We start from the raw sequence: 15,283 nt of genomic DNA, 5'->3' as shown, positions 1-15,283 counted from the left end.
TTATCTCTCCGTTCTTACAGAAATATTTGAACCATCACTATTAATTACTACAGTTCCATTTAAATCTGTTCTATATACCTTAACAGACATTGCATTTAACTTTGCTAAAGTTTCCTGTGTAGGATTGCCATAGCGGTTACCTGCACCGGCACTGATCACAGCGATACTTGGTTTCACTGCATCTAAAAATGGCTGAGAAGAAGATGTCTTACTTCCATGATGACCTGGTTTTAATACATCAGATTTTGGGTTAGAACCATGTGCTGCAACCATATCTTTTTCACTTTTAGATTCAGCATCACCAGTAAATAAGAAAGATTTGCTACCGTGTGTTATTTTTAATACCGCACTCCACTCATTTAAATCGTTACTATATTCTTTAACGGGAGCTAAAAATTGTGAGTTTAAACCGTTGATTGGTAAAGTTACTCCAGATTTCGCCTCTTTAATTGTTAATCCTTTGTTAGCTACTGCAGTTAGGAAGTCTTTAAACGTTTGTGTCGTATGACTTACTTTATGGGCGTAAACGTTTTTTACATTCATAGAATATAGGACTTCATCTAATCCACCTACATGATCAGCATCAGGGAAATTGACATCGGCACCTGTAGGTTTCAAATCAAAAGTTTTAACAAGAACTACTGCCATTTCTGCACGAGATAATGAACGATCCGGGAAGTAATTTTTTTCACGTTGTACAATATTGTTGTGTGCTAACTTATGTACAGAATCGTAATAATAGATACCTTTAGTTACATCAGAAAAAATATGATTATAACTAGATGGTTTTTCTAATTTTAAGGATAAATCTAGCATTAAAGCCATTTGCCCACGCGTTACATGATCGCTTGGCTTAAAATATCCTTCTGGAGTACCATTAATAATACCTTTATCCGATAAATAGTTAATTTCTTTAACTGCCCAATGATTAGATTGGACATCTGGAAAAGCTTTAGCACTTGTAAAATTAGGGATGCATAACGATAAGATTATGACAAATGCTGTTAGTAATAAACTAAACTTTTCAAAAAATCGCCACACTTTATGTATTTTTTACGTAATTAACTTTACCAGTTCTTGAAAGAAATTCAAAGTTTAATAGATAAATATCTTAAGTAATTGTTTATATTCACAAATTCATCAAATTTAAACATAATAATGAATTAGAGGAAATATGGAATAGAGCCGGGAACTATATATATTGCAATTGTAAAATTTGTATTATAAATTAATCTTATGAAAGTTTGGTAACAGTTTGGATTCCAAAACTATATAGTGAAGGAAGGGAAGTAAGGAAAAATAAATACGAGGAGAAACTGCACTGTGTAGATCGTATTGAGGAATTCGCTGAAATATAATTGTAGTTACTTAATGAAAAGTGCTAACAAGTATGCAAACGAACTTGTTAATATTGAATTTAAATATTCATAAAATTAATTATAATAATTTATATTCTATTTAATGGGAGAAAGAACATGTACACGTATAAATTACAATATGAAAAACCAATCTGTGCAGAACAATTAAAGAAGCTTTACGATTCTGTCGGTTGGTGGCCAGAAAGAAAAGAAATCGATATTGAAAAAATGTTAAAGAATAGTATAGCAATTGGGGTATGGAAAGAAAATGAGTTAATTGGGTTTGCTAGAGTTGTGTCTGATGGTGTTTTTCGAGCGTACATAGAAGATGTTGTTGTACATGAGAGTGTGAGAAATCAAGGCATTGGGGAGAAGATGCTTATAATGTTGCTTCAAGAGATATCTCATGTTCATATTGTTAGTCTATTTTGCGGAGAGAAACTAATAAAGTTTTATGGTGAACAGCAATTTCAAACGACGAAGCAAATTGTGATGCATCGTAATCAAATAGGGAAAGAATAAGAGGTGTGAATTAGAATGAATGCAACAAGAGCATATTGTTTATCGAAAAGAAAAGCGACAGAAGATTCACCAGATGGTTGGAATGCAACATGTATGAGGCTCAACAATAAAATATTTGCGATAGTAAGCCATGAAGAAGGAGAAAAAGCGGCAATTACATTAAAATGTGATCCAGAACTTGCAATAAGAATAAGAGACGATTATCCAGATGCAATCATTCCAGGCTATCATATGAATAAAAAACATTGGAATACAGTTTATATACATAAGGATGTAGAGCAGGAGCAAATTCATAAGATGATTGATTGGTCATATGATTTAGTTCTACAGTCATTTTCAAAGAAAAAACAGCAAGAGTTATTAAATTAATATGTATGAGGGGTGGATATATTGAAAGACACGATCAAAGATACATATGATAAATTAGCAAGTACATATAAAGAAAATGTAGATGTGGCAAATCCATATAACAGTTATTATGAAAGACCAGCGATGATGGAGATGATTCCAAAGAATTTAGAAGGGAAGAGTATACTAGATGCTGGATGTGCAGCTGGATGGTATACTTCTCAATTTATAGAAAGAGGAGCATATGTTACTGCAATTGACGTAAGTTCTGAAATGGTAAAAGCAGCAAAGGAAAGTATGGGTGATAATGCAACGTTTCTTTGTCATGACCTGCAAGAAGTATTACCATTTGAAGATAATACATTTGATATTATTGTAAGTTCGTTAACGCTGCATTACTTAGAAGATTGGAAGAAAGTATTTAATGAGTTTCGCCGAGTATTGAAGCCTGGTGGAAAATTTATATACTCCATTCATCATCCTTTTATGGATTTTACAAAGTTTACTAGTAAAAATTATTTCGAAAAACAATTATTAGTAGATACTTGGGTTAAACCAAATATTACAATAGAAGTTAGATTTTTTAGAAGATCACTCCAAGATGTAATTAATGAAACAACAAATTATTTTGTGCTAGATAAAATGGTAGAACCGAGGCCTGTTGAAAAGATGAAAGAAGTAAACGAAAAGTCATATCATTATTTAAATACAAATCCACATTTTCTTATTATGAAAGCCATTAAAAAATAGGTAGTAAAATAATTATATTTTACTACCTATTTACAATTTAAGATTACATATTAGGAGATCTTGAGATGAAAACGAAACGAAATAGGCTATTATATGCACTGTTTACTATCGTTGTAATTATTTTAGGGCTTTGTTCTAGAAAATTTGCATTTGCTTTACCTCATTTATTAAACGAGTACTTAGGCGATGCTTTATGGGGATTGATGATTTTTACTGGATTTGGATTTTTATTTCCTAAAATAGAAACGAAGAAATTGGCTTTTATTAGTTTGCTATTTTGCTACGGGATTGAAGTGAGCCAATTGTATCATGCTGAATGGATAGATAGCATTCGTGCAACGACTTTAGGTGGACTCGTATTAGGTTACGGATTTTTGTGGAGTGATTTAGTTGCTTATACAATTGGTGTTGGGATTGGAATGTTTTGTGAGTTTATGTTAAGGAAGAAATAAAAGATGTAAAAAGGGGTATTTATGAAAAAAAAAATATTAATAGGTTCTGGTGGTTCAGGGAAATCTACATTAGCAAAACAGCTAGGAAATAAACTAAATATTAAAGTGCATCATCTTGATGCACTTTTTTGGAAACCGAATTGGGAAGGTGTACCGAAAGAAGAGCAAAGAAAGGTTCAAAATGAATTAGTTAAAGAAGATGAGTGGATTATTGATGGGAATTATGGCGGGACAATGGACATAAGAATGAACGCAGCTGATACAATTATCTTACTTGATATTCATAGAACAATATGTGTTTATCGTGCTTTTAAAAGGATTGTACAATATCGGAATAAAACAAGACCGGATATGGGTGCTGGATGTGAAGAAAGATTTGATTTGCAATTTTTTAAATGGATATGGGAATATCCTAAAACGAAACGGCCTTCAATTTTAAAAAGGCTAAATCAATTGAGTAAGGAAAAAGAGGTTATTATTTTAAAATCTTCAAATGAAGTAAGACAATTTTTAGAGAAGTACGATACCATAGATAGTTAAATTATAAAAAGAAGTAACATGGGGGGATAGGATTGAATAGATTCATTGGCCCGGTTGATTCTAATATGGTGAAAATTCCAGCAGGAAAAGTAGAATTAAGAGATGATCGAATAAAAAAACAATGGCAAGTTCAAGTTAAACCGTTTCTTCTTGCAAAGTATGTTGTAACGATGGAATTATATGATGCTATTGTGGATAATAAACCAAGTTTATTGAAAGATAAAAATAAACCAGCTGTAAATATCTCATGGAATGATGCCATTATGATTTGTAATTTACTTTCAAAAAAAGCGGGATTAAAAGAATATTATTCTATTAGTGACGGTGGTCAAATTGTTAGTTGTAATTTAGATTCAACTGGCTACCGATTACCTTCAGAAGCAGAGTGGCAGTATGCATGTAAAGCAGGAACTACTGGATACATATATGGAGAACTGAAAGAGATTGCCTGGTATAATGAAAATTCAGATGGACATATTCATGAGGTCGGAAAAAAAGAACCGAATGCATGGGGACTGTATGATATGTTAGGAAACGTTTGGGAATGGTGCTATGATTTGTATGATGAAAAGGTATATGGATCATACCGAATTTTTCGAGGTGGTAGCTGGGCTGAAGCAGCTAGAGGTTGCGGTGCGACTTGTCGCCGGCGTAGCCATCCAACATTTCATATAGATGATCTTGGGTTTAGGCTTGCAAGATCAATTTAATAAAAGCATGTTATATATAACAAAGATTTTGGAGAGTAACCATATTCTTAACAGTATAGAAAAGATTTGACGTAAGGAGTGTTTAAAGTGGCACGTGTGTTATTCATTAATACAGGATCAGAAGGTCATATAAATCCAACGTTGCAAGTTGTAGAAGAATTAGTTTCACGCGGTGAAGAGATCGTTTATTTTTCAATAGAAGCTTTCAGAGAGCGAATTGAGAAGACAGGTGCGACGGTACGAACAATTGATGATCAAAAATTTATAAAAGCTTTTCTCTCTGGTGGCCGAAATTATTTACCAGAAAGAATAAATGGTCTTTTATATACAGCAGATGTTATTATACCAGGTGTTCTTGAGCAAATTGAAGGCGAACATTTTGATTACATCATTCACGATTCGATGTTTGGCTGCGGTCGTATAATTGCTCAAATTCTAAAGCTTCCAGCAATAAATTCTTGTACATCCTTTGCACAGGATGAAAAATCATTTGAACAAATGTTAGACCACATGTCTAAAAATATCCCACTGGAAATTCAAGATAGAATACATAATGATTTTCAAACCTTAACAAAAGGAATTGCAGAAAAATATAGTGTTGAAATAAACTCACCGTACGAAGTTTTTTGTAACCCAGCACCACTCACTATTGTGTATACAATTAAGGAGTTCCAACCTTTTGGGGATACATTTAATGAAACATTCAAATTTGTGGGTCCATCTATCTCTACACAAGTGAAAAATGAAGGTTTTGATTACACTTCAATTGAAGAAAAAAGCCTGATTTACATTTCATTAGGTACTGTTTTTAATGAAGCGCTTGATTTTTATAAACTGTGTATGAAGGCGTTCGAGAATAGTAAGCATACAATTGTTATGTCTATTGGCAAGAAAATGGAAATAAGTGATTTAGGTAATATCCCTAAAAACTTCATTGTGAAAAACTATGTACCACAAACTGAACTTCTCAAATATACGAAACTATTTATTACACACGGCGGTATGAACAGTACGCATGAAGGGATATATAACGGTGTTCCACTCGTTGTAATTCCGCAAAGTGCAGATCAGCCAGTAATCGCAAAGCAAGTGGAGAATCTAGGGGCAGGAGTTAAATTGCAAATGCAAGGATTAACTGCGGATCAACTAAGTGAAAGTATAGAAATAGTATTAAATAATCCGTCATGTAAAGAAGCTACTTTGAATTTGAAGGAGTCTCTCCGAAAATCAGGTGGGTATAAGCAAGCAGTTGATGAAATTTTTAAATTTACAGGCTGTTATTAAAACTATACATGTGAAAGGGTGTCTATATTAAATGATATAGACACTTTTATGTTATATGAAGCGAGGAATTGATGAAATGGAAAGAATGAAAATACTAGATGTAAATTTTTCTGACATGACAGCTACACCATTTTTTCAAGTGGAGGCGAAAAATAAAATTAGATTCGATATAGAATTATTTGAGGGTAATTTGAGAGGGTTAAGAGGGATTTTGACTGAACTTTTTAAAAGTCCTGATACAATTGATGTTTCATTTATTTCCGGTTACATAACATATGGTAAAAGTAAGAGAATAAATGAGAAAACAAAAATTGGAAGGTTCATGAAGATTAAGAATTGGGCAGAAACGAAAGTAGACGTTGATGATCTTGAAAGTACAATCATATTTACTACGATTAAAGGTGTACATGAAGATGAAGTATATAAGTATTGCAAGTATGCCGTTAATGGTGGTTAGCAAGCGTATATTTCTTTTTATAACGATACTTATTTATTGTATATAAGTACAGACGTTATTGACATTATTTCACCAGATACAAGTTTAATAGAAAAATTAAAAATCCAATACTGTGAAGAATATGATAAGTTTTATGAAACTATATTGACGGATTCGGAAATGTTTACAACTGATAAGTAATTTCAAAGTATTGATAGAAAGATATATGGAAAATGGAGATGGCACGTTGTTTTAAAATAATGTGATTTCACATTGCCATGCGTTTTAAGTTAACGATGAAGGGTTTCAAGACGACTTGGTGCAATTCATCCATATATATACCTAAAATTTTTCATTACAAGTACTACAATTTCTATTGCTTACTTTTACTTTATAAATTTAGGATGTAGTTTTACGTGTTAGTAGTAATTTCACTGTTTCTGCACAACTTCTGCACACGTTTAGGTGATTTCTATGTCATGATATATTCAGTAAGTGAAATATATCACAAGAAATGAAATGTTTCTTTACGACGGTGTATGCATATTTACGCATACACGAAATAAGATTGTCTCTTGTTATTCTTTTACATCAAAGCCCACATTACACTACGAAGTATAACAAGAAGGGGACAGGAACATGAATAATCGATTTATAAAACAACTACAAAACATGAAAATGAACAAAAAAAGTCTAGGAGCTGTTGCATTAACAGCTGGAATTATTGGCATGACACTTATTCCTCAAAACGCATACGCGCACGGTTTTGTTGAAAAGCCTGGCAGCCGATCTGCTTTATGTAGTCCAACCTATGGTGCACTAAATGTAAACTGCGGAAGCGTTATGTACGAACCACAAAGTTTAGAAGCTCCAAAAGGTTTCCCGCAAGGTGGCCCAGTTGATGGGCAAATCGCTTCTGCAGGTGGTAAATTTGGTGGTATTTTAGATCAACAAACAGCCGATCGTTGGTTTAAAAATACAATCACTGGTGGAGAAAATACATTTACTTGGAAGTATACAGCGCCTCACTTAACGAGCAAATGGCATTACTATATTACCAAAAAAGGATGGAATCCAAATAAAGCGCTCACAAGAGCAGATTTTGAACCAATTGGAACTGTACAACATGATGGTTCTGCGGCCTCAAATCATTTAACTCACAAAATCAATGTACCTACTGATAGAAGTGGATATCATGTGATTTTAGCAGTATGGGATGTAGCTGATACAACAAATGCATTCTATAATGTAATTGATGTTAATCTCATCAATGATGTGAAACCAGATACAGAAACTCCGAGTATTCCAAATGGAATTCAGGCACAAAAAGTAACAGCGAATAGTATAGAACTAGCATGGAACGCTTCTATGGATAATGTAGGGGTAAAAGGATATCAAATCTTCCGTAACGGAGAGATGATTGATACAGTACTAGGCACTCATTTTATTGATAAGAAATTACAACCAAGTACAGAATACTCTTATACTGTAAAAGCAATTGATGCAGCTGGCAATGTATCGAAAGAAAGTACAGCGCTTACAGTGAAAACAACAGTTGAGGCTCCTGATACAGAAGCACCAACACAACCAAAAGGGTTACATAGTATGGGAACAACAGCGTCAAGTGTGGATCTAATGTGGAGTCCTTCTGACGATAATATTGGTGTAGACCATTACGATATTTATAGAGAAACAGAAGGATTAATGAAAAAGATTGCAACATCCAATACTACTTCTTATATGGATAAAAATTTACTCCCTAATACTACTTATAAATATGTAGTGAAAGCAGTGGATGTAGTTGGAAATGAATCCGTACAAAGTGATACGTTCACAATTACTACAAAAACTGAAAGCGCTTCATATGAAGCGTGGGATGCAAAGAAAGCATATAAAAAGGGAGATAGAGTTTTACACGAGGGAAAAGTGTATGAAGCAGTCCAGAATTATGAAGGTCATGGGGATCCAAACTGGATTTTTGCTTTATCCTTATGGAAAACAGTGTAAGCTTTACCTCAAAATGAAATGAAAGATGATGGGCTTTGATGCAAAAGGAAATCTTGAAAATTCACTTTTCTATTAATAAAAAAGGGTAGTATATGAATACAGAAAGTAGTTTCATATACTGCCCTTTTTATAATGATAACATTTTTGTCATAAGTATATGTGGAATACCATCTTCCATAAATACATCAGAAGAAGTTTGATAACCTAGTTTTTTATAAAATCCCTCAGCTTGTGTTTGACCATGTAATTTTACTTTTGTAGCATCTTTGTTGCGAGCAATTTCTTCCAACGCTTGAATGATTACTTTTCCTAATCCATATTTTCGATAGTCTTTTAAAATACAAATGCGTTCCAATTTTCCTGCGCCGTCAACAAATCGTATACGACCTGTACCTACAGGAATTTCATTATAATAAACTAAAATATGTATACATTTCTCTCCGATTTCATCAAACATATCGAATTCATCTTCAAGAGGGACATTTTGTTCTTTTACAAATACTTCTTTTCGAATGTGAAAGGCAGTTTCTAAATCTGTAAGTTCTGTTATAAGTTTGGATTGCAATTTGTTCAGTCCTTTCTAGTGTGAAGTGCTTTTGTTTTCATAGTATATCATAATGTTACGTAATAAAGAGAAAATATAAAAAGCTGACTGTAAGAGTCAGCTTTCATTATAATTCCTTAATACCATTTTTTGTTCCAATAATCGCCTTACTAGTCATATTAACAAACAATCCGGTTTCAACTACACCGGTAATCATTTTTAATTGTTTGTGTAAATCGGAAGGAGTAAGTATATGATTAGGGAATATACAATCGACAATCATGTTATTATTATCGGTTATAAACGTTTCATTATTTTTTAAGCGTAATGTTGTTTGACATCCTAAAGATTGGATTTTACTTTCGGTTTGTTTCCATGAAAAAGGTATGATTTCAACAGGTAATGGAAAAGTACCTAAATGTGTTACTAGCTTCGATTCATCAGCAATTATAATTAGTTCCTTGGATGAAGTGGCAACAATTTTCTCGCGAAGTAATGCGCCACCACCACCTTTTATAAGTTGTAAATTTGAATCAATTTCATCTGCTCCATCAATTGTGAGATCGAGTATATCAATTTCATTTAAGGAGATTAATGGAATTGATAGTTGTTTAGCTAAAGCTTCCGTTTCTTTTGATGTCGGTACAGCTTGAAATGATAATCCTTCTTTTACACGCTTACCTAATTTTTGTATCGTCCAATATACAGTAGAACCTGTGCCAAGCCCAACTGTCATTCCATCTTTTACAAAGTTGGCAGCATAGTCACCTGCGAGTTGTTTTAGATTCATCGCTTTATTCCGCCGGACGTGGTCCAGCATCAAGACCTGAATTCTCAACTGTAAGTACCGGACGAACGACTAAATCTTTATGTACACGCATTTGACAAGATAATCGTAAATGATCCTCAATCCCTTTTTCCGTCATCGCATTTTTTTCATTCGCACTCGCTTCACAAAAATCACCCGCTATAATTTCTACTCTACAAGTTGTGCAACGTGCTTTTCCGCCGCAACGATGGAGTATGTTTATACCGTTGTCTTCAATCGCTAATACTAACTTTGTGCCTTCTTTTACATCAAAAGTTCCTGCACCTTCAATTGTTAATTTTGGCAAATTTGTTCCTCCTCACGTAAAATTGTACATAACATATTTATGACCGCGAATTCTTGAACATAAACATTATTTTTTTAATGCCCCGTAACTTTTTCGTTTCATCAATCGTTTATTAAGTAAGCGCTGAAAAGGAGTGGTTATTTTGTGCACAAAAGTAACTCGTATTTTTAAAAATCATATCGATATGAATCATTCAAATATAAACTTTTTAATTGAGCAATATGGTGAGTTGAAAAGGTATTGTACATTTTTAACGAAAGATAAATGGGACGGCGAAGATCTTGCCCAAGAAACAATTTGCAAAGTTCTTCAAAAATATAGTAATAAAGATATTTGTATGACGCTTGTATATAAAATAGCTCGAAACCGTTGGATAGATCAGATGAAATCAAAATCAGTTCATGAAAAAATAAAGGAACAAATTACTTTTGAAGAACCACAAGAAAATATTGCAGATTTGCATGAAATGGTAGGGAAAGTATTAGCGTCACTAAATGTACAACAATCCACAATTTTATTATTAAAGGATGTTTTTCAGTATAGTATCGCTGATATTGCTAAAATATGTTCCGTATCGGAAGGTGCAGTGAAAGCTTCTTTATTTCGGAGTAGAAATAGGCTGAAAACTGTAAGTGAAGAAGGGATTGAGATAGTCGAATTCACAGATGATATTGAAGTTGTAGTAACGTCTATTCGTGAAGAAAGACCGGAATTATTAACCAAACTTCTTCCGACAATTGATTTTACTAAGTTACCATCTAAACAGCCAGTCTTATTATTTAATGCGAAAAACCCTTCTTCCTACAGTTGTATGCTTTGCACGGCATAACAATTATTGGAGGGATTTAAAATGAATGCAATTCCATATGTAGTAGAACAAACGAAATTAGGAGAACGTACCTATGATATATATTCAAGATTATTAAAAGACCGAATTATTATAATCGGTTCAGAGATTAATGATCAGGTTGCGAGCAGTGTAGTAGCGCAATTATTATTTTTAGAAGCGGAAGACGCGGAGAAAGATATATTCCTGTATATTAATAGTCCTGGCGGCTCAACGACAGCGGGATTTGCAATATTAGATACAATGAATCTTATTAAACCGGATGTGCAAACGCTTTGTATGGGCTTAGCAGCATCATTTGGTGCCCTTTTACTATTAGCTGGCGCAAAAGGAAAAAGATTTGCGCTTCCTAATAGTGAAATCATGATTCATCAGCCACTTGGCGGTGTAAAAGGGCAAGCAACAGAAATCGAAATTACAGCAAAAAGAATATTGAAATTAAAGCATGACATTAATAAAATTATTGCTGACAGAACAGGACAGCCAATCGAAAAAATAGCACATGATACGGAAAGAGATTATTTTATGACAGCAGAGGAAGCTAAAGAATATGGGATTGTTGATGGGGTCGTTGAGAAAAAATAACATAAAACAGGCTAGAGAATATGCTAATTCTCTGACCTGTTTTTTTTAATCTTTAATCCATTCATCAACTAACGATTGATTCTTTTTAATCCATTTTCGCGCCGCTTCTTCGGGATCTTTCGTTTTATTTAACTCGACCATTAATGTACCAAGTTGTTCATCATTCATTTTCCATTTGTCAAAATATTTTATGATATCCGGATGATCTTTTTCGAAACCTTTACGAACAGAGTAATAAATGTCATCTTTTTCACCATATACTTTCTTAGGGTCTTTTAAATATTTTAAGTCAAATTCCGAAAAGCCCCAATGCGGATTCCAAAGCGTGACAGCGATTGGTTTCTTTTTCGTATATGCTTTCTTTAGTTCACTCATCATCGCAGCTTCAGAAGACTGGACAAGTTTTAGTTTAATATCATATTCCTTCATTGCTTTATTTGTTAAATTCATAAGACTGCTGCCAGGTTCGATTCCGACAATTTTGTTATCTAGCTCATCTTTATGCGCATTTAAATCCTCAATACTGTTAATATTTTTCATATAAGAAGGGACGACGAGGCCAAGTCCAGTTCCTTCATACCATTTTGATTTTAAGACAATATCATCTTTATAACGATTATTTAGTGGTTTATCCGTAACGGGTAGCCACACTTCTAAATTAGCATCAACATCACCACGAGCGACACCAGTCCAAATTGCCGCTTTTTCTAAGTACATGAGCTCAACTTTGTAACCTTTTTGTTCTAATAAAACTTTCCACATGTTTGCCGTTGCAATATTTTCTTTCCAACTTGTTACACCTAGTTTAATTTTTCCTTTCGAATTTGCATTTGTTGCATTACACGAGGTAAAAATCATAGTAATAAATAATGCAAGGCATATAAGCCATATTTTCTTTCTCATTGAAAACCTCCTAAGGAACGTTTGCCTTTTTAAATAAATGTATAAGTAAGCATTCTTATTATGAACGGAAACGAGAATTTTAAAGAAATCTTATGAATGTCATTTTTATGTAATATTTCTTTGCAAAATCGCAACACTATGTGAATAGATGGGTAGAAAAGGAGTAGTGACATGGATAATACAAAGGTGCGTGTTGAAAACGTAACAAAAGTATTCGGGAAACATCCGCAAAAAGCGCTTACCTTATTAAAAGAAGGAAAAAGTAAATCGGAAATTTTAAAAGAGACAGGAATGAACGTTGGTGTAAAAAAAGCAACGTTTGAAGTATACTCTGGAGAAATTTTCGTTATTATGGGTTTGTCTGGTAGCGGGAAATCTACACTAGTTCGTATGTTAAATCAACTGATTAAACCAACCGCAGGTCATATATACATAGATGGTGAAGACATCGCAACGATGGGAAAAGAAGAGTTACGGAGAGTAAGAAGAACGAAAATGAGTATGGTATTTCAGAAGTTCGCTTTATTTCCTCACCGTACAGTGATACAAAACGTTGCGTACGGGTTAGAAATTCAGGGAGTTCCAGTTGAAGAGCGAGAGAAAAAAGCGTTAGAATCGCTACAGTTAGTAGGACTCGATCATCATAAAGATAATTATCCGAGTCAACTTAGTGGTGGTATGCAGCAGCGCGTTGGAATCGCAAGGGCACTAACGAATGACCCAGATGTTTTATTGATGGATGAGTCATTTAGTGCGTTAGATCCACTGATACGAAAAGAAATGCAAGATGAGCTGTTAGAGTTACAAGATAAAATGGAAAAAACAATTATTTTTATTACGCATGATTTAGATGAAGCGCTTCGAATTGGCGATCGAATTGCATTAATGAAAGATGGAGAGGTTGTCCAAATTGGAACGCCGGAAGAAATTATGATGAGTCCTGCGAATGAATTTGTAGAGAAATTCGTGGCGGACGTAAATTTAGGAAAAGTAATTACGGCGGAATCTATATTAAAACGACCAGAGACATTATTAATTGATCGTGGACCTCGTGTAGCACTTCAAATTATGAGGAACGCCGGCGTTTCAACTGTATATGTTGTTAATAAAAAGTATGAGTTTTTAGGTATATTAACTGCGGATGATGCAAGTAAAGCCGTTCAAAAACAGTGGCCAATTGCCGATTTATTACTTAATGATATTCCACACGTGTATTTAGATACTTTACTGGAAGAAACGTATGCAAAAATGGCGGAGATGAAATATCCGTTACCAGTAATTGATGAGAAGAAAAGGCTAAGAGGAATTATTAAACGCGAAAGTGTCATTCAAGCTCTTGCAGGTAATATTGAGGAAGAGGTGAAAGACGATGAGTAGTATACCACGTATCCCATTAGGCGAATGGGTCGATTCATTTGTTGCAAGTTTATATGAGCACTTTGAAGGCTTATTCCGAGGGTTCTCTTATATTATTGGCGGATTCGTTGATTTACTCACTAATTTTTTAACAATAATACCTGCCATATTGATGATTATTATCTTATGTTTCCTCATTTGGTACACAACGAGGAAAGTATCTTTAGTCATTTTTACGCTCATCGGATTATTATTTATTTTAAATATTAACTACTGGGCACAAACGATGCAAACATTAGCACTCGTCCTTACATCTGTTATTATTTCAATCATTGTAGGAATCCCAATCGGAATTTTAGCTTCTCAAAATGAACGTTTTTCAAAATTTTTAAAACCGACATTAGATTTTATGCAAACAATGCCGGCTTTTGTATATCTTATTCCTGCGATTACATTTTTTGGAGTAGGTGTAGTGCCTGGGATTATTGCATCGGTAATCTTTGCAATGCCGCCGACAATTCGCTTTACAGACCTAGGGATTAGACAAGTTCCAGAAGATTTAATTGAAGCAGCGAATGCATTTGGATCCACAGCATCACAAAAACTATTTAAAGTACAATTACCACTCGCAACTGGAACGATCATGGCTGGAGTGAACCAAAGTATTATGCTTTCTTTATCTATGGTAGTAACAGCATCTCTTGTAGGAGCACCAGGTCTTGGGGTTGATGTATACCGCTCTGTAACACAAGTAAATATCGGAATGGGATTTGAAGCCGGACTAGCTATTGTTGTCATTGCGATTATATTAGACCGTATTACACAAGGATTTCATCAAAAAAGAAGATAAAAAGAAAACACACTTTATTATACAAAGTGTGTTTTTTGTTTGAAAAGATTACATACGAACAATAACAGAACCGCCAGCTGGTGCACAAACTTGGTTTTGCTGTTGTTCCATTGATTTTATTAATTGATTATTTTCTTCTATTAATGAGATTAGTTTCGCTAACTGACTTTCAAGACTTGCAATACGCTGCATCATATATTGTGAATCAGGATGCAGTGTATTCCTTACGAGATGGGGGGAATACACGTATTGTTGATTTAAATTTGGATTCCAATGAGGATGCATTTAAATCGTTCCTCCTTTAATAAATTAAGAAGCTTTCTTATAGTAAATGCCTATATATATTCAATGGTTACTTGAATTTTTTCATTATAAAAGGAGTATGTACAGAAAATGAAAAATATTATATGTGAAGTTAAAGTACATTTTTTGAAATATTCAAGTGAGATAGTGAATATATTAATACATTCAAGTAAATGTATGTTATTTAGGGAGAAAAGATGGGAGGAGATGCAATTTTGGCTAAAAATAATAAAAGAAATGATGCCTTGGCAATAGGTATCGGTATAGGGATTGTAATCGGTGTGTTTCAAGGGTATTTTACTAATAATTTAGTAATCGGAATTGTGATAGGAATTGTAATTGGGATTGCGTTTTTGAAGAAATAATGAGTTGT

At 33.7% G+C, this 15,283-nt stretch carries 19 protein-coding genes and 1 pseudogene; 14 read left to right on the top strand and 6 right to left on the bottom strand.

Features of this window, described 5'->3' with window-relative positions:
* Nucleotides 1-1,041: an S-layer homology domain-containing protein gene (locus KVT31_RS19115; RefSeq protein ID WP_088096633.1), complete on the bottom strand. Its 1,041-nt coding sequence runs from the start codon at nucleotides 1,039-1,041 to the stop codon at nucleotides 1-3.
* Nucleotides 1,042-1,475: 434 nt separating this feature from the next.
* Between KVT31_RS19115 and KVT31_RS19110 the strand changes: the two genes are divergently transcribed.
* The 9 genes and pseudogenes from KVT31_RS19110 (at nucleotide 1,476) to KVT31_RS19070 (ending at nucleotide 8,407) form a co-directional block, all read left to right on the top strand.
* The gene (locus KVT31_RS19110; RefSeq protein ID WP_088096632.1) at nucleotides 1,476-1,880 is read left to right on the top strand and encodes a GNAT family N-acetyltransferase; all 405 of its coding nucleotides are present in this window, start codon (nucleotides 1,476-1,478) and stop codon (nucleotides 1,878-1,880) included.
* Between the two features lie 15 nt (nucleotides 1,881-1,895).
* Complete coding sequence (locus tag KVT31_RS19105; protein ID WP_088096631.1) at nucleotides 1,896-2,249, top strand: MmcQ/YjbR family DNA-binding protein; 354 nt, start codon at nucleotides 1,896-1,898, stop codon at nucleotides 2,247-2,249.
* 21 nt (nucleotides 2,250-2,270) lie between these two features.
* Entirely contained in the window at nucleotides 2,271-2,978 is a 708-nt protein-coding gene (locus KVT31_RS19100; protein WP_140392472.1) for a class I SAM-dependent methyltransferase, read from the top strand.
* Between the two features lie 65 nt (nucleotides 2,979-3,043).
* Entirely contained in the window at nucleotides 3,044-3,430 is a 387-nt protein-coding gene (locus KVT31_RS19095) for a ribosomal maturation YjgA family protein (RefSeq protein WP_088096630.1), read from the top strand.
* 21 nt (nucleotides 3,431-3,451) lie between these two features.
* Nucleotides 3,452-3,970 carry a DNA topology modulation protein gene (locus KVT31_RS19090; protein ID WP_088096629.1) on the top strand — a complete coding sequence of 173 codons (519 nt, stop codon included), beginning with the start codon at nucleotides 3,452-3,454 and terminating at the stop codon, nucleotides 3,968-3,970.
* Nucleotides 3,971-4,035: 65 nt separating this feature from the next.
* Entirely contained in the window at nucleotides 4,036-4,680 is a 645-nt protein-coding gene (locus KVT31_RS19085; RefSeq protein ID WP_088096936.1) for a formylglycine-generating enzyme family protein, read from the top strand.
* A gap of 87 nt (nucleotides 4,681-4,767) precedes the next feature.
* Nucleotides 4,768-5,964 carry a macrolide family glycosyltransferase gene (locus KVT31_RS19080; protein WP_088096628.1) on the top strand — a complete coding sequence of 399 codons (1,197 nt, stop codon included), beginning with the start codon at nucleotides 4,768-4,770 and terminating at the stop codon, nucleotides 5,962-5,964.
* 76 nt (nucleotides 5,965-6,040) lie between these two features.
* Nucleotides 6,041-6,601 (top strand): annotated as a pseudogene (locus tag KVT31_RS19075) (phosphatase).
* A 438-nt stretch (nucleotides 6,602-7,039) separates the two neighbouring features.
* Nucleotides 7,040-8,407: a lytic polysaccharide monooxygenase gene (locus KVT31_RS19070; RefSeq protein WP_088096627.1), complete on the top strand. Its 1,368-nt coding sequence runs from the start codon at nucleotides 7,040-7,042 to the stop codon at nucleotides 8,405-8,407.
* A gap of 127 nt (nucleotides 8,408-8,534) precedes the next feature.
* Here KVT31_RS19070 and KVT31_RS19065 read toward each other — a convergent pair whose 3' ends face one another.
* The 3 genes from KVT31_RS19065 to KVT31_RS19055 form a co-directional block, all read right to left on the bottom strand.
* A complete protein-coding gene (locus KVT31_RS19065) occupies nucleotides 8,535-8,972 on the bottom strand; it encodes a GNAT family N-acetyltransferase (RefSeq protein ID WP_088096626.1) in 438 nt (145 codons plus the stop codon).
* 106 nt (nucleotides 8,973-9,078) lie between these two features.
* Nucleotides 9,079-9,741 (bottom strand): ribose 5-phosphate isomerase A, encoded by a 663-nt coding sequence (gene rpiA / locus KVT31_RS19060; protein ID WP_088096625.1) that lies wholly within the window; start codon nucleotides 9,739-9,741, stop codon nucleotides 9,079-9,081.
* 4 nt (nucleotides 9,742-9,745) lie between these two features.
* Nucleotides 9,746-10,066, bottom strand: a complete 321-nt coding sequence (locus tag KVT31_RS19055) for a 2Fe-2S iron-sulfur cluster-binding protein (protein ID WP_088096624.1) — start codon at nucleotides 10,064-10,066, stop codon at nucleotides 9,746-9,748.
* A gap of 142 nt (nucleotides 10,067-10,208) precedes the next feature.
* Between KVT31_RS19055 and KVT31_RS19050 the strand changes: the two genes are divergently transcribed.
* Both KVT31_RS19050 and clpP read left to right on the top strand, forming a co-directional pair.
* Nucleotides 10,209-10,895 (top strand): RNA polymerase subunit sigma-70, encoded by a 687-nt coding sequence (locus KVT31_RS19050; RefSeq protein ID WP_088096623.1) that lies wholly within the window; start codon nucleotides 10,209-10,211, stop codon nucleotides 10,893-10,895.
* A gap of 21 nt (nucleotides 10,896-10,916) precedes the next feature.
* Nucleotides 10,917-11,498 carry an ATP-dependent Clp endopeptidase proteolytic subunit ClpP gene (clpP, locus tag KVT31_RS19045; protein WP_088096622.1) on the top strand — a complete coding sequence of 194 codons (582 nt, stop codon included), beginning with the start codon at nucleotides 10,917-10,919 and terminating at the stop codon, nucleotides 11,496-11,498.
* Nucleotides 11,499-11,543: 45 nt separating this feature from the next.
* Here the strand turns inward: clpP and KVT31_RS19040 are convergent, their stop codons facing one another.
* Nucleotides 11,544-12,401, bottom strand: a complete 858-nt coding sequence (locus KVT31_RS19040; protein ID WP_088096621.1) for a glycine betaine ABC transporter substrate-binding protein — start codon at nucleotides 12,399-12,401, stop codon at nucleotides 11,544-11,546.
* A 171-nt stretch (nucleotides 12,402-12,572) separates the two neighbouring features.
* Here KVT31_RS19040 and KVT31_RS19035 point away from each other — a divergent pair, with 171 nt between their 5' ends.
* Both KVT31_RS19035 and KVT31_RS19030 read left to right on the top strand, forming a co-directional pair.
* Nucleotides 12,573-13,778 (top strand): quaternary amine ABC transporter ATP-binding protein, encoded by a 1,206-nt coding sequence (locus KVT31_RS19035; protein ID WP_088096620.1) that lies wholly within the window; start codon nucleotides 12,573-12,575, stop codon nucleotides 13,776-13,778.
* Nucleotides 13,771-14,607 (top strand): ABC transporter permease, encoded by an 837-nt coding sequence (locus KVT31_RS19030; RefSeq protein ID WP_073515292.1) that lies wholly within the window; start codon nucleotides 13,771-13,773, stop codon nucleotides 14,605-14,607. Before KVT31_RS19035 ends, KVT31_RS19030 begins: the two co-directional genes overlap by 8 nt.
* 48 nt (nucleotides 14,608-14,655) lie before the next feature.
* Here KVT31_RS19030 and KVT31_RS19025 read toward each other — a convergent pair whose 3' ends face one another.
* Entirely contained in the window at nucleotides 14,656-14,892 is a 237-nt protein-coding gene (locus KVT31_RS19025; protein ID WP_140392471.1) for a hypothetical protein, read from the bottom strand.
* A 215-nt stretch (nucleotides 14,893-15,107) separates the two neighbouring features.
* Between KVT31_RS19025 and KVT31_RS19020 the strand changes: the two genes are divergently transcribed.
* Nucleotides 15,108-15,275, top strand: a complete 168-nt coding sequence (locus KVT31_RS19020) for a glycine zipper domain-containing protein (RefSeq protein ID WP_088096619.1) — start codon at nucleotides 15,108-15,110, stop codon at nucleotides 15,273-15,275.
* Nucleotides 15,276-15,283: the final 8 nt, after the last annotated feature.

It is taken from the genome of Bacillus sp. GbtcB14 (assembly GCF_019091205.1).
Taxonomy (GTDB): Bacteria; Bacillota; Bacilli; order Bacillales; family Bacillaceae_G; genus Bacillus_A; species Bacillus_A cereus_AG.
Note: the sequence above shows the minus strand (reverse complement) of the source record. Positions and strands in the feature narration are given on the sequence as shown.